The sequence below is a fragment of the Kribbella sp. NPDC003557 genome, assembly GCF_040610805.1.
Lineage (GTDB): Bacteria > Actinomycetota > Actinomycetes > Propionibacteriales > Kribbellaceae > Kribbella.
On sequence record NZ_JBEXMY010000003.1, the window covers coordinates 574854 to 587437 of the forward strand.

Annotated in this window: 17 protein-coding genes; 10 read left to right on the forward strand and 7 right to left on the reverse strand. The window is 69.9% G+C overall.

Annotated features, from left to right (window positions below; translation table 11 throughout):
* Window positions 1-5 precede the first annotated feature (5 nt).
* Both ABZW60_RS14590 and ABZW60_RS14595 read left to right on the forward strand, forming a co-directional pair.
* Window positions 6-323, forward strand: coding sequence for a metalloregulator ArsR/SmtB family transcription factor (locus tag ABZW60_RS14590; RefSeq protein WP_355476858.1), 318 nt, complete (start codon window positions 6-8; stop codon window positions 321-323).
* Window positions 313-729 (forward strand): SRPBCC domain-containing protein, encoded by a 417-nt coding sequence (locus ABZW60_RS14595; protein ID WP_355476860.1) that lies wholly within the window; start codon window positions 313-315, stop codon window positions 727-729. The genes ABZW60_RS14590 and ABZW60_RS14595 overlap by 11 nt, the downstream gene beginning before the upstream one ends.
* A gap of 64 nt (window positions 730-793) precedes the next feature.
* Here the strand turns inward: ABZW60_RS14595 and ABZW60_RS14600 are convergent, their stop codons facing one another.
* A complete protein-coding gene (locus ABZW60_RS14600; RefSeq protein ID WP_355476862.1) occupies window positions 794-970 on the reverse strand; it encodes a DUF5302 domain-containing protein in 177 nt (58 codons plus the stop codon).
* 146 nt (window positions 971-1116) lie between these two features.
* Between ABZW60_RS14600 and ABZW60_RS14605 the strand changes: the two genes are divergently transcribed.
* Genes ABZW60_RS14605 through ABZW60_RS14615 form a run of 3 tightly spaced genes read left to right on the forward strand, consistent with a single transcriptional unit; the run spans window position 1117 to window position 3409 of the window.
* On the forward strand, window positions 1117-1767 hold the full coding sequence (locus tag ABZW60_RS14605; RefSeq protein ID WP_355476864.1) for a LysE family translocator: 651 nt from the start codon (window positions 1117-1119) through the stop codon (window positions 1765-1767).
* Between the two features lie 43 nt (window positions 1768-1810).
* On the forward strand, window positions 1811-2476 hold the full coding sequence (locus tag ABZW60_RS14610; protein WP_355476865.1) for a hypothetical protein: 666 nt from the start codon (window positions 1811-1813) through the stop codon (window positions 2474-2476).
* 45 nt (window positions 2477-2521) lie between these two features.
* Entirely contained in the window at window positions 2522-3409 is an 888-nt protein-coding gene (locus ABZW60_RS14615; protein ID WP_355477604.1) for an aminoglycoside phosphotransferase family protein, read from the forward strand.
* A gap of 4 nt (window positions 3410-3413) precedes the next feature.
* Here the strand turns inward: ABZW60_RS14615 and ABZW60_RS14620 are convergent, their stop codons facing one another.
* From ABZW60_RS14620 to ABZW60_RS14630, 3 genes are read right to left on the reverse strand one after another with little or no spacing between them, the layout of a single operon-like run.
* Window positions 3414-4199, reverse strand: coding sequence for an ABC-2 family transporter protein (locus tag ABZW60_RS14620; RefSeq protein WP_355476867.1), 786 nt, complete (start codon window positions 4197-4199; stop codon window positions 3414-3416).
* Complete coding sequence (locus tag ABZW60_RS14625; protein WP_355476868.1) at window positions 4196-4963, reverse strand: ABC-2 family transporter protein; 768 nt, start codon at window positions 4961-4963, stop codon at window positions 4196-4198. Before ABZW60_RS14625 ends, ABZW60_RS14620 begins: the two co-directional genes overlap by 4 nt.
* Window positions 4960-5928, reverse strand: a complete 969-nt coding sequence (locus tag ABZW60_RS14630; protein WP_355476870.1) for an ATP-binding cassette domain-containing protein — start codon at window positions 5926-5928, stop codon at window positions 4960-4962. Before ABZW60_RS14630 ends, ABZW60_RS14625 begins: the two co-directional genes overlap by 4 nt.
* A gap of 62 nt (window positions 5929-5990) precedes the next feature.
* Here ABZW60_RS14630 and ABZW60_RS14635 point away from each other — a divergent pair, with 62 nt between their 5' ends.
* A complete protein-coding gene (locus ABZW60_RS14635; RefSeq protein ID WP_355476872.1) occupies window positions 5991-7043 on the forward strand; it encodes a WYL domain-containing protein in 1053 nt (350 codons plus the stop codon).
* On the opposite strand, the gene map is transcribed toward ABZW60_RS14635, so the two are convergent.
* On the reverse strand, window positions 7027-7797 hold the full coding sequence (gene map / locus ABZW60_RS14640; protein ID WP_355476873.1) for a type I methionyl aminopeptidase: 771 nt from the start codon (window positions 7795-7797) through the stop codon (window positions 7027-7029). The genes ABZW60_RS14635 and map overlap by 17 nt on opposite strands.
* Before the next feature lie 45 nt (window positions 7798-7842).
* On the opposite strand from map, the gene ABZW60_RS14645 reads away from it, so the two are divergent.
* Entirely contained in the window at window positions 7843-8109 is a 267-nt protein-coding gene (locus tag ABZW60_RS14645; RefSeq protein ID WP_355476875.1) for a helix-turn-helix transcriptional regulator, read from the forward strand.
* Here the strand turns inward: ABZW60_RS14645 and ychF are convergent.
* Window positions 8106-9182, reverse strand: a complete 1077-nt coding sequence (gene ychF / locus ABZW60_RS14650; protein ID WP_355476877.1) for a redox-regulated ATPase YchF — start codon at window positions 9180-9182, stop codon at window positions 8106-8108. The genes ABZW60_RS14645 and ychF overlap by 4 nt on opposite strands.
* Before the next feature lie 44 nt (window positions 9183-9226).
* Window positions 9227-9748: a GNAT family N-acetyltransferase gene (locus ABZW60_RS14655; protein WP_355476879.1), complete on the reverse strand. Its 522-nt coding sequence runs from the start codon at window positions 9746-9748 to the stop codon at window positions 9227-9229.
* A gap of 77 nt (window positions 9749-9825) precedes the next feature.
* Between ABZW60_RS14655 and ABZW60_RS14660 the strand changes: the two genes are divergently transcribed.
* The 3 genes from ABZW60_RS14660 (at window position 9826) to ABZW60_RS14670 (ending at window position 12538) form a co-directional block, all read left to right on the forward strand.
* Window positions 9826-10692 carry a DUF817 domain-containing protein gene (locus tag ABZW60_RS14660; RefSeq protein WP_355476880.1) on the forward strand — a complete coding sequence of 289 codons (867 nt, stop codon included), beginning with the start codon at window positions 9826-9828 and terminating at the stop codon, window positions 10690-10692.
* Window positions 10693-10767: 75 nt separating this feature from the next.
* Window positions 10768-11535, forward strand: a complete 768-nt coding sequence (locus ABZW60_RS14665) for a polysaccharide deacetylase family protein (protein WP_355476882.1) — start codon at window positions 10768-10770, stop codon at window positions 11533-11535.
* 31 nt (window positions 11536-11566) lie between these two features.
* The gene (locus tag ABZW60_RS14670) at window positions 11567-12538 is read left to right on the forward strand and encodes a methyltransferase (protein ID WP_355476884.1); all 972 of its coding nucleotides are present in this window, start codon (window positions 11567-11569) and stop codon (window positions 12536-12538) included.
* Window positions 12539-12584 lie beyond the last annotated feature (46 nt).

Here is a 12584-nt window from a genome sequence, read left to right on the forward strand (position 1 = left end):
TCCGGGTGCTGAGTAGGACCTTCGGAGCGCTCGCGGACCCGACTCGGCTGGCCGTCGTCGGCCGGCTGAGCCGGGGCGACGCCACGATGGGCGAGCTCGCCGAGCCGCACCGGCTCACCGCACCGGCGATGACCAAGCACGTGGGGGTGCTGGTCGACGCCGGTCTGGTGAGCCGGCGGCGGGTCGGCCGGACGGTCGTGTGCTCGCTCCGGCCGGAGGCGTTCGCCGAGGTCGAGCAGTGGCTCGGCGACCTCACGACGTACTGGAACAGCACCGTTGACCGGCTGGAAGACCTTCTGCGAGGGGACGGCGATGGACACTGAGATCCGGATCGAAAGAGTGCTCCCGGCAACGATCGGCAGGGTGTACGACGCCTGGACACGGGCCGACCTGCTGGTCCGGTGGTACTGCCCGAACCCGCGCCTGGAGCTGAAGGTCGACGCCGACGTCCGGCCGGGCGGGTCGTACGTCGTAGAGATGGGGCCGCACGTCGTGCGGGGCACGTACCTCGAGGTCGATCCGCCGCACCGGCTGGTGTTCAGCTGGAAATGGGACGGCACCGACGACGATCCGACCCGCGTCGAGGTCGAGCTGACCGAGGTCCCCGACGGCACCCGGATGCTGCTCAGCCACACCGGTTTCGCGACCGCCGAGGACGCCGCGAACCACCGGACGGGCTGGGACCCGGAGATCGAGCGGCTGGCCGCGGTCCTCGGCGTCCGGGTCTGACAAAGGTCGAGCCCCGGGCGGCAACCCGGGGCTCATGCGGATGGATGGACAGTTTGGCGGTTACTCAGCTGCCGGACTTGCGCCGGAACTGGCGCTTCTGCTTGTCGTTGTGCGCTTCGCCGACGCCCTGGCCCCGGACCCCGCTCCCGGGGTGCGAGTGATTCCCGGCGTTCTTCTTCTCGAGCGCTTCCCGAAACTTCTTCTGCAGATCGTCCGCCGGCTCGCTGGACTTGTCGCTCATACCGTCTCCTTCAAACCGTAGGCGTACGCACCCACGCTAACCGAGGGTGAGCGTCGCCCGCGAGTGGAATACCAGCCCGCGGAAATCCTCCGGAGCCGCCCGGACGGCGCTGTTAGGTTCGGAGGACGCCGAGGGAGGGACACGGAATGCTGGTCAGTAGTGAGGCACTGCTCGGGATCGCCCTGGTCGAGCTGGGGCTGGTGATCGTACCCGGACCGAACATGATCTACCTGATCTCCCGCTCGATCGCGCAGGGCCGCCGGGCCGGCCTGATCTCGCTGGCCGGCGTCGGGCTCGGCTTCCTCACCTATTTGCTGGCGGCAAGCGCCGGCCTCGCCACGCTGTTCGCGCTGGTTCCGGAGATCTACGTGGCGCTCAAGCTGGCCGGTGCGGCGTACCTGCTGTGGCTCGCCTGGCAGGCCTTCCGCCCCGGCGGTACGTCGGTGTTCGCGACCCAGGAGCTCGAGCCGGATCGCCCGCGCAAGCTGTTCGGCATGGGCCTGCTCACCTGCCTGCTGAACCCCAAGATCGCGATCCTCTACATCTCGCTGCTGCCGCAGTTCCTCGACCCGTCCCGCGGGCACCTCGGCCTGCAGAGCCTGATCCTCGGCCTCGGCCAGCTCACCGTCGGCGTGCTGATGAACGCTGTCTTCGTGATCACCGCCGGCTCGGTCGCCGTCTTCCTGTCCCGCCGCCCGACCTGGATGCGCGTCCACCGCTACCTGACCGGCACCGCCCTCGCGGTCTTCGCGATCCGCCTCGCCACCGACCGCGCCCGCCCACTGCCGACCCACTGAACCAGTCCGGAACTGTCCGGCTCGCTCGCTAGCGTGGCCCACGATGAACGATTTCGTTGCCTCGTCACTCGACCACCTCGTCGCGGCCTGGAGCGCGGCACCGGTCGCGGCGCTCGTGCGCGACCGCGGCCTGCCCGCGATCACCCGTGCGTACCTGCTCGACACCTTCTCGTGGCAGCGGGCGGAGGAGGCCACCCGCGCGCTGACCGAGCACTTCGCGTCGGCCCGCTTCGCCGACGAGGTCGAGTACGGCGTGCTGCTCGTTCCCGATCCGTCGAAGCTGGACACCCGGCGCCCGTTGCCGCGTGAGCTGACCTCGCCCGACGTGTTCGACGAGCGTCTGCCGGCCGGGGTCGCACTCCCCGGCGATCGCCCGTGGCAGCTGGTGGTGAGCGTGATCGGGTCGTACGGTCCGTCGCTCGGCAGCTACAACGAGGTGATCGCGTCGGACGGCTTCGTCGTGGACGGCCAGGACACTCGGCAGTGGATGACCCGGCAGCTCTGGGGCGCGCGGGTGCTGCAGTGCGGCGCGACGCCGCCGGACTGGGAGCACAACGAGCGATGGACGTTCACGCTGTTCCCCGGCGAGCAGCTGGTCGACGGGCAGGCCGAGTCCGGGACGGTGCTGAAGGGGAAGGTCCGGTTCCGGCTCGGCAAGCCGGATCGCGGCATCGGCTCGGCCCGGGTCGCCCCTGCAGTCCTGGTCTAAATCGTGTGCGGGGCTCCGGGAGCTCCCGCGATACTTCTGGGCGTGATGCACGAGGGGCAACTGGATGTGACGGTCGAGCTGGTGGCAAGGCTCGTCGAGGAGCAGTTCCCGCAGTGGAGCGGGCTCGCGATCCGCGCCGTACCGTCGCACGGGACCGTCAACGCGGTCTTCCGGATCGGCGACGAACTGGCCGCGCGACTCCCGATCCAGCCCGGCGACGCAGCGGCGGTGCGGCAGGAGCTCGAGGACGAGGCGGAGGCGGCGCGGCGGTTGCACGCGATGTCGCCGTACCCCACGCCGGAGCCGGTCGCGATCGGCGCACCGGCCGCCGGGTATCCGCTGCCGTGGGCGGTGCAGACCTGGGTCGACGGGACGATCGCGTACGACGCCGACGTCGCCGGCTCGGCCGCCTTCGCCGAGGATCTCGCGCGTTTCGTGCTCGCCTTGCGGGCACAGCCGACCGAAGGACGAGTGTTCACCGGCCCGTGGCGCGGCGGGGTCCTGACCTCCCAGGACGAGTGGGTCGCGGAGTGCCTGGAGCGTAGTCGCGGAATGATCGACGTCGACAACCTGACGCGGATGTGGGCCGACCTGCGCACGACGCCGCGCACCGAACCGGACGCCTGGACGCACCGCGACCTGATGCCCGGCAACCTGCTCGCCAAGGACGGCCGGCTCGCCGGGGTCATCGACGTCGGTATGTTCACCGTCTCGGACCCGGCGATGGATCTGCAGCCCGCCTGGAACCTGCTCGATCCCACCGCCCGCGCCGCGTTCCGCACCGCCCTGGGCAGCGACGACGCCGAGTGGCGCCGCGGCATGGGCTGGTCGTTCGCCCAGGCAGTCGGCTGCCTCTGGTACTACGTCGAAACCAACCCCGTCATGTCCCGCACCGCCCACCACACCCTGACCGCCCTACTCGAAGCTGCCTGACCAGTCACGACGTCGCGCCGGTGTAGCGCCGCAGACCCGCGCGCCACGTGAGCGTGGCCAGGGTGGCGGCGCCGGTTGCTGCTGCGACTGCGGCCAGCAGCGTGGTGGGTGCAGGACCGTGGAGCAGGGCGGTTGAGGGCACGCTCGCGATCAGGGCCATCGGGAATACGTAGGTGAGGAGGAGGCGGAGGGGCCGGGCGAACACGTCCGTCGGGTACCGGCCGAGTTGCCAGGCCGAGTGGTAGAAGACGTCCAGCTGCAGCTTTGGTGCCCAGAACGCCAAGCACGCCAGCAACACGCTCAACGCCCACGTCACCATCAGCCCGGCCACGACCAGCACCAGCCACCCGACGACGCCGCCCGCGCTGGGCGGCCGATCGGCGACTCCGATTCCCCAGCCAAGCACACCGACGCCGAGCACGACCTGGATCAGTTGCAGCGGCGACGACTGCGACAAGCTGGAGAGGAACAGACTCGACGCCGGCTGCAACAGGTAGCCGTCCAGCTTCCCGTTGCGGATCCCGGACTCCGGGAACCACGCGAGGTTGGGGTCGATGAAGGTCGTCCGCAGCCCGGTGATCAGCTGGTAGGTCCCGATCAGCACCAGGAACTCCGCTTTCGACCAGCCCGCCAACGTGTCGGCGCGCGTGAACACGATCAGCACGGCCGCGATCGCCGTACCCAGGCCGGTGAACGCGAGCAGCACGTCGAAGACGAGGTTGACGCGGAACGCCACGCTCCGGCGCAGCGACATCGAGAAGCCTGCCGCCAGCAGGCGAAGGGGTTTCACGAGCCCACCGCCGTGTACCGGCGGACGCCGGCCCGCCACAGCACCGCCACCGTGCCGATCAGGAGAACCACCCATACCAGTTGGTAGGTCAACGATCCGCCACTCCGGGCGCCGGCCGCGATCTCGGCCGGCAGACCGATCATCCCGTAGAACGGCAGCACCTCGGCGACCCGGCGCCACCCGTCCGGCAGCAGCGCGATCGGCGCCGCCGTACCGCCGAACAGGAACACCAACTGGCTGCCGAACCCGACCACGGCATGCACCCGATCCGTCCAGAACGCGGTCAACGACAGCAGGAACGTCCACAGGAAAACGAGTGCTGCGGCGAGCACGAGGTACGGCGTGCTCCGCAGCACCGCCGACCAGTCGAAGCCAACCCGTACAGCGATCCCGGTGAGCAGCACGATCGGCGCGCCGAGCACCGTGAGCCAGGCGCGGATCGCGAGGTTCATCCCGATCACGCCGACCACCACCGGCTGCGGCCGGAGCAACTCGTGGCTCAGGGTGCCGTTGTAGATCCGTTCGGAAAACGTGTGCTGCTCGAACGACTCGGTCATCAGCGTCACCAGGATCACCGCGAGGTAGTACCGCCCGATCGCCGGATCGTCCGGATACACCGCGGACCACACGAACAACCCGATCAGCGGCGCGACCACCGCCTGCACGACGAGCGTCAGCAGGAACCACCACGCGCCGGACCACTCCAGCACCTCCTGACGGAGCCGGAAACCCAGCAGTACGCCCGTTCTCGACAGGGTTCTCATCGCAGCCCCTCCCGGTACGCCTGGTCGATGACCTTCTCCAGCGGCGGCTCCTCCACCGCGAGATCCACGACCTCCAACGCCTGCAGCAGGCGCGCCGTCGTCCCCGCCACCTCGTCCCGCGGCACCCGCAGCACCCATCGCCCGTCGGCCTTCTCGACCACCTCCCCGAACGCCGAGGGATCCTCCGCCGCGGAGATCCGGATCAGCTTGTACGGCGACAGCCGCGCGGACAGCTCCGCCAGCGGACCGTCGTACTGGACCTGGCCGTGGTCGATCAGGATCAGCCGCGGGCACAGCGACGCGACGTCGGCCATGTAGTGGCTGGTCAGCAGGACGGTCGCGCCGGTCTGCTCGACGTACTCGCGCACGAAGTCGCGGATCTGGCTCGCGGCGCTGACGTCCAGGCCGATCGTCGGCTCGTCGAGGAACAGCACCTCGGGGCGGTAGATCAGCGCCATCGCGAGCCCGACCCGCATCCGCTCGCCGAGGCTGAGCGCGCGGAGCTGCCGCTCCAGCAGCGGATCCAGGTCGAGCAGCGCCTCGAGTTCGGCGAGGGTACGGCGGAACGTCGCGCGCGGCACGTCGTACAGCAGGCGCTGGTACTCGAGGGAGTCCATCACGGTCAGCTCCTGCGAGCCGCCGACCGGCTGGCTGCCGCGCACGAACGCGATCCGCTTCAGGAAGGTGGCGCGGCGCTGCCATGGGACCTGCTCGAGGACCCGGACCTCGCCGCCGGTCGGGTAGAGGATCCCGGACAGGATCTTCATCGTCGTGGTCTTGCCGGCCCCGTTCGGCCCGATGAACCCGGCGACCTCCCCCGGGGCGATCGTGAACGACACCTGGTCGAGGGCCTGGACGGTCTTGTACTCGCGGCGCACCAGCGATCCGAGGGCCGCGCGGAGGCCGCCCTTGCGCACTGGCGCTTTGTAGGACATCGAGAGGTTCTCCACCTCGACTGCAGTCATGGGCCCGACCGTAGGGAGGAAAGACGCCAGTTGATGGCTTGTTTTCCTGAGATAGTCGGAGGATGCGCGCCGAGCGGCTCCTCCGACTGCTGCTGCACCTGCAGACGCGCGGCCGGTCGACGGTCGCGCAACTGGCCGCCGCGCTCGAGGTCTCGCCGCGGACGATCCAGCGCGACCTGGACGCGCTCAGCCTCGCCGGTGTCCCGGTGTACTCGATCCGCGGCCGCGGCGGCGGGTGGACGATGCTGCCGGACTACCGCAGCCGACTGACCGGGCTGACGCCGTCGGAGGTGATGTCGGTGTTCGTCGGCGCGACCGCGCACGTCCTCGCCGACCTCGGCCTCGACGCCTCCAGTGAACTCGCCGTCACGAAACTGATCGCGTCACTGCCCGAAGGCACCCGCCGCGAGGCCGAGTACGCCCGGCAGCGCCTCCTCATCGACCACGCCGGCTGGGACGACCGCCGCGAAACCCCCCGCTGGCTGGACCTCTGCCGCCAGGCCGTCTGGGAAGAACGCCACCTAGCCATCACGTACGGCGACCTCGACCCGCACACCGCCCCGAGCGCGGGACGGCCCGACCCGTCCGGCGGGCGCCCCGAAGCCGGCGTGCTGCCCGACCCGTCCGTTGGGCGCGCCGAGGTCGGCGGGCGCCGCGGCCCGTTTCCGGTTGCCCCGCTCGGGCTCGTGGCCAAGGCGCGCACCTGGTATCTGGTCGCCGCCCGCACCGACGGGCGCCTGCGCACCTACCGCCTGTCCCGCCTCACCTCGGCCGAGCTGACCGAGGACGCCTTCACCAGACCTGTCGACTTCGATCTCGCCGCCTACTGGCTCCAGTCCCAGCGCGACTTCCGGGCCTCACGCCCGTCGTACCCGATCGTCCTGAAGGTCCGCGACCACGCCATCCGCCGCTTCCGCCCCCTCCAGCCGATGCTCCCCACCGACGACGGCTGCTGGCTCGTCCACACCGACCTCGAATCCCCCCACGAAGCCTGCGCCGCCGTCCTCGCCCAGGCCGGCGCCGCCCAGGTCATCGCACCCCCGGAACTCGTCACACTGGTGGGTGAAGCCGCCCGGGCGATCACGGCGACCCATCGACCTACTTCGCGCGAGTGAGGATCTCGGGGCCGTCAGGGGTGATGGCGATGGTGTGTTCGGTGTGGGCGGTGCGGCAGCCGGTGACGCTGCGGAGGGTCCAGCCGTCCTCGTCGGTGACCAGCTCGGCGGTGTCCTGCATGACCCACGGCTCCAGGGCGAGCAGCAGGCCGGGGCGGAGCTTGTAGCCGCGGCCGGGGCGGCCCGTGTTCGAGACGTGCGGGTCCTGGTGCATCGTCGAACCGATGCCGTGACCGCCGAACTCGGTGTTGATCGGATACCCGGCCTTGCTCAGCACATCCCCGATCGCTCGCGAGATGTCGCCGATCCGGGCATCAGGCCTGGCAGCGGCAATGCCCGCGGCCAGCGCGCGCTCGGTCGCGTCGATCATCGCCAGATCCTCCGGCGCCTTGGTGTCACCGACCACGAAGCTGATCGCCGCGTCCGCCGCGACACCGCCCAGCAGCACCGCGAGGTCGAGCGTCAGCAGGTCACCATCGACGAGCTGATAGTCGGAGGGCTTGCCGTGCAGCACGGCGTCGTTGACCGCCGAACAGATGTAGTGGCCGAACGGCCCGCGCCCGAACGACGCCTCGTAGTCGACGTAGCAGGACTGCGCCCCGGCGTCCGCGATCAGGCCCTTCGTCCACTGGTCGATGTCCAGCAGGTTCGTCCCGACGGTGGTCCGGCTCTTCAACGTCTGCAGGATGCCGCCCACCAGCGCGCCGGTCTCCTTCGCCTGCGCCAGCTGCCGGCTGTCCAAGATCTCGATCATGCAATAACTATACCGGCCAAACTATCCCGGTACTATCATCGGACCATGGTCAGGCTGCCGCTCACCCCCGCGGAGGTCGAGCGCGGAGAGCGCCTCGGCACCCTCCTGCGTCGCGCCCGCGGCGACCGCTCGATGCTCCAGACCGCCCTCGACGCCGGCGTCTCCCCCGAAACCCTCCGCAAGATCGAGTCCGGCCGGGTCGCCACCCCCGCCTTCCCCACCATCGCCGCGATCGCCGACGTCCTCGGCCTGTCCCTCGACACCCTCTGGTCCGAGATCAACCAGCCCGAGCAGAACCGCCTCGTCTCCTAGACGTTGAAGCGGAACTCCACGACGTCGCCGTCCTGCATGATGTAGTCCTTGCCTTCCATGCGGACCTTGCCGGCGGAGCGGGCGGCGGTCATGGAGCCGGCGTCCATGAGGTCGTCGTACGAGACGATCTCGGCCTTGATGAAGCCGCGCTGGAAGTCGGTGTGGATGACGCCGGCGGCCTCGGGGGCGGTCGCGCCGCGCTTGATCGTCCAGGCGCGGGACTCCTTCGGGCCCGCCGTCAGGTACGTCTGCAGGCCGAGGGTGTCGAAGCCGACCCGGGCGAGGACGTCCAGACCGGGCTCGTCGATGCCCATCTCGGACAGCATCTCGCGGGCCTCGTCCTCGTCGCCGAGCTCGACCAGCTCGGCCTCGAACTTGGCGTCCAGGAAGATCGCCTCGGCCGGCGCGACCAGGTCCCGCATCTTCTGCTTGAGGTCCTCGTCGGACAGCTCGTCGGCGTCGCAGTTGAAGACGTACAGGTACGGCTTGGCGGTCATCAGCATCAGCTCGCGGATCGCGTCGCGGTCCACGTCGGTGGCGATGATCGGCGTCCCGGCCTCGAGGTGCTTCTGCGCCTCCCGGACCGCCTCCAGGACGACGCCGCTCTCCTTCTTCAGCCGGGCTTCCTTCTCCAGCCGCGGGATCGCCTTCTCGACGGTCTGCAGGTCGGCCAGGATCAGCTCGGTCTGGATGGTGGAGATGTCGTCGGCCGGCGAGACCTTGCCGTCGACGTGCGTGACGTCGTCGTCGCGGAACACCCGGGTGACCTGGCAGATCGCGTCCGACTCGCGGATGTGGCTGAGGAACTTGTTGCCCAGCCCCTCACCCTCCGACGCGCCGCGGACGATGCCCGCGATGTCGACGAACTGCACGGTGGCGGGAATCACCTTCTGCGAACTGAACAGCTCGGCGAGCTTGGCCAGCCGCGGGTCCGGGACGCCGACGACCCCGACGTTCGGCTCGATGGTCGCGAACGGGTAGTTCGCGGCGAGCACGTCGTTCTTGGTCAGCGCGTTGAACAGGGTGGACTTGCCCGCGTTCGGGAGCCCGACGATTCCGATGGTGAGTGCCACGGGCGTCAAGGTTACGCGGGGGAACCCCAACTACCCCAATCCGGCTAGATCAGGAACGCCTCCAGCGAGGCGCCGTACCAGCGTCGGGTGCGGCCGATCGGGCGCATGCCGAGCCGGTTGCAGACCGCCAGCGACGCGACGTTGTCCGGGCGGACGACCGCGTAGATCTGGCCGATCCCGGCGGTGAACCCGTGCTCGATCGCGCCGCGCGCCGCCTCGGTCGCCAGGCCGCGGCCCCACGCGTCCGGGTGGAAGTGCCAGCCGACCTCGACCTCGCCGCGGCCCGCGGTCCCGTCCGACGGCTCGGGCAGCGGCGCCAGCAGGACGGTCCCCGCGATCGTCCCGGTGGCCCGCTCCTCCACCGCCCAGACGCCGTACGGCGCCTCGCGGCTGCGCTCGTTCCACCGCTGGATCGCCTTCGACGCCGCCCCGCGGTCGCTCATCACCCGCGGCTCGGCGCCCAGCCACCGGGACACCTCCCAGCGCCGGTAGATGTCGAACACGCGGTCGCCGTCCGCCTCCGACCAGTCCCGCACCCGCACCCGGTCCGTCTCGAACACCAGCATCCCCGCCACCTCCCAAGGCTGTTGATATTCGGTCATATTCGGCCCAACCAGGTGTTCGCAAGGAACGTCTCCAGTCTGTGACCACTTGGACCGGCCGCCTCGCATCGCCCTCACGCTTCGTGTTCGGATGCCTGCAATTCCTGCGTTTCGGGTGGCTGGAGGTGGTGTCGTGCCTCTTCCCGGCGTTCCTGTTCGCGGGGCTGGCAATCTCGAAGTACGTCGACCTGCCGATCGCCCGGTACGACGCCCTGCTGATCTACTGCCTCGGCCTGACGCTGCTGTTCTGGCTGGTCCGGCTGGAGACGTGGCGCGAGGTGGCGGTGATCTTCGGGTTCCACCTGGTCGGGCTCGGGCTGGAGTTGTTCAAGGTCCGGGTCGGCTCCTGGCAGTACCCGGGTGACGCGGTGACCAAGTTCGCGGGGGTGCCGCTGTTCGCCGGGTTCATGTACGCCGCGGTCGGCAGCTACATCTGCCAGGCGTGGCGGCGCTTCGACCTGCGGGTGAGCAACTACCGGCCGGTGCTCACCACGATCGGCGCGGTGCTGATCTACGCGAACTTCTTCACCCATCACTGGATCCCCGACCTGCGGATCCCGATCACGATCGCGCTGCTCGTCGTCCTGCGGCGTACCTGGGTCTTCTTCACCGTCGGCGTCCGGCGGTACCGGATGCCGCTGGCGTTGTCGTTCGCGCTGATCGGGTTCTTCCTGTGGATCGCGGAGAACTTCGGCACGTTCCTCGACGCGTGGAACTACCCCGACCAGGTGAGTGTGTGGCGGCTCGTGCATCCGGCGAAGTTCGGTGCGTGGTCGTTGCTGGTCAGCATGAGCTTCTTGCTGGTCGCCAGCGTGAAGTCCCTGGAGGGCCGGCTGTACCACCGTGGCGGCGTCGCAACAGTCGAGATCTCACCGCAACACAGCAGCGCCAACCAGCCCGAGCAGTAGGGCGTCTTCTCCAGTGTGAGGGCGCCTGAGGGGGCGCAGCTGGGGAAGATCCGCCTGATCTGCAAGGGGAAAGTCATGTCCCGAAAGTTCGCAGCATTCGTCGCGACCGGGGTGGCGCTGGTCGTCGTCGCCGGCTCGTTGCTGGTCCTGGCGCTCGGGCACGAACAGCAGCCACGGCCCGCCGCCGCGACCACGCAGACCACGACGACGCCCGTCCCGACGCCGACGGAGACACCGACGCTGAACGCACCGCCGTCGAAACCGCGCAAGCCGGCGCCGGACCCGACCGCAGCGCTTGCCACCGGCAACAAGAAGGTCCTGTTCCTCAGCTTCGACGACGGGCCGGACCCGGTCTGGACGCCGAAGGTGCTGCAGGTCCTGGCCAAGCACGGCGCGCACGCGACCTTCTTCGAGCTCGGCTCGATGCAGACCGCGCACCCCGGGCTGCGCGAGCAGGTGCTTGCCGCCGGCAACACGATCGGCAGCCACTCGGTCACGCACGCGCAGCTGACCGCGGTCCCGCCCGCGAAGCGGCACCACGAGATCTTCGACGGGCCGACGTCGACCTGCTTCCGGCCGCCGTACGGCGCCTCGAACCCGAAGGTCCGCGCCGACATCAAAGCGGCCGGCATGGTCCAGGTGCTGTGGGACGTCGACCCGCGCGACTGGGCCCGGCCGGGGACGACCGCGATCGTGCACAACATCCTCACCCACGCGCACAACCACAACATCATCCTGATGCACGACGGGGGCGGCAACCGCGCCCAGACCGTGGCCGCCTTGGACAAGGTCCTCCCGCTGCTCAAGGCGCAGGGCTACTCGTTCCCCGCGATGAACTGCTGACCGCCAGGTCCTCCCGGGTGCACGATGGGCCATGGACGCTTCCCGGGAGTTGCTCCGCCTGATCGGCGGGTACCAGGTGTCGCAGGCGATCTCGGTCGCCGCCCGGCTGGGGATCAGCGATGTGCTCGCGACCAGCCCGCAGACGTTGCCCGAGCTCGCGCAGTCGACCGGGGCCGACGTACCGGCGCTGACCCGGCTCATGCGGGCGCTGACGGCGCTCGGCCTCTACACGGTCGACGACGGCACGTACGCGAACACCGAGCTCGGCGCGGCCCTGCGGGTCGACGCGCCTCGCTCCGCCGCCGGCTGGGCCCGGTTCATCGGGACGGGGTCGTACTGGCAGACGCAAGCGGCGCTGGAGCAGAGCGTCCGCTCCGGTGAGACAGCATTCTCGATCGTGCACGGCGAGCCGGTGTGGGAGTACCGCGCCAGGCATCCCGAGGAGCAGGACGCGTTCGACGCGGCCATGACGTCGATGGCGGACGCGGTCACCGACGCCGTGGTCGCGGCGTACGACTTCGGTCGCTACGGCACCGTGGTGGACGTCGGCGGCGGGCACGGGCGGTTGCTGCTCGGCATCCTCGAGCGCTACCCGGCGGTCAAGGGTGTGCTGTTCGACCAGCCCGACGTGGTGGCGGGCGCTTCGGCCGACCGGTTCCAGGTGGTCGGAGGCGACTTCTTCGACAGCGTTCCGGCCGGGGACGCGCTGGTGCTGAAGTCGGTCATCCACGACTGGGCGGATGCCGAGTCGATCGCGATCCTGCGCAACTGCCGTGCCGCGTTGCCCGCCGACGGCCGGGTGCTGCTCGTCGAGCAGTTGCTCGACCTCTCGCCGGATCCGGTGCGCACGGCGTTCTCCGACCTGAACATGCTGATCATGACGGGCGGCCGGGAGCGGACGACGGACGAGTACCGCGCGCTGCTCGCGGCAGCCGGCCTGGATCTCGTCGGCACCGTCGCCACCGCGAGTACGACGTTCGTGATCGAGGCGGCCGCGCGCTGATCCGGAACCGAACCGGACCTCTTCCGGCACTTTCCCGGACTCCCGG

Bases quoted from the DNA above. Each gene is read 5' to 3' on its own strand.
- ABZW60_RS14595 (WP_355476860.1), top strand. From the start codon at position 313: ATGGACACTGAGATCCGGATCGAAAGAGTGCTCCCGGCAACGATCGGC.
- ABZW60_RS14600 (WP_355476862.1), bottom strand. From the start codon at position 970: ATGAGCGACAAGTCCAGCGAGCCGGCGGACGATCTGCAGAAGAAGTTT.
- ABZW60_RS14605 (WP_355476864.1), top strand. From the start codon at position 1,117: ATGCTGGTCAGTAGTGAGGCACTGCTCGGGATCGCCCTGGTCGAGCTG.
- ABZW60_RS14610 (WP_355476865.1), top strand. From the start codon at position 1,811: ATGAACGATTTCGTTGCCTCGTCACTCGACCACCTCGTCGCGGCCTGG.
- ABZW60_RS14615 (WP_355477604.1), top strand. From the start codon at position 2,522: ATGCACGAGGGGCAACTGGATGTGACGGTCGAGCTGGTGGCAAGGCTC.
- ABZW60_RS14625 (WP_355476868.1), bottom strand. From the start codon at position 4,963: ATGAGAACCCTGTCGAGAACGGGCGTACTGCTGGGTTTCCGGCTCCGT.
- ABZW60_RS14630 (WP_355476870.1), bottom strand. From the start codon at position 5,928: ATGACTGCAGTCGAGGTGGAGAACCTCTCGATGTCCTACAAAGCGCCA.
- ABZW60_RS14635 (WP_355476872.1), top strand. From the start codon at position 5,991: ATGCGCGCCGAGCGGCTCCTCCGACTGCTGCTGCACCTGCAGACGCGC.
- map (WP_355476873.1), bottom strand. From the start codon at position 7,797: ATGATCGAGATCTTGGACAGCCGGCAGCTGGCGCAGGCGAAGGAGACC.
- ABZW60_RS14645 (WP_355476875.1), top strand. From the start codon at position 7,843: ATGGTCAGGCTGCCGCTCACCCCCGCGGAGGTCGAGCGCGGAGAGCGC.
- ABZW60_RS14655 (WP_355476879.1), bottom strand. From the start codon at position 9,748: ATGCTGGTGTTCGAGACGGACCGGGTGCGGGTGCGGGACTGGTCGGAG.
- ABZW60_RS14665 (WP_355476882.1), top strand. From the start codon at position 10,768: ATGTCCCGAAAGTTCGCAGCATTCGTCGCGACCGGGGTGGCGCTGGTC.
- ABZW60_RS14670 (WP_355476884.1), top strand. From the start codon at position 11,567: ATGGACGCTTCCCGGGAGTTGCTCCGCCTGATCGGCGGGTACCAGGTG.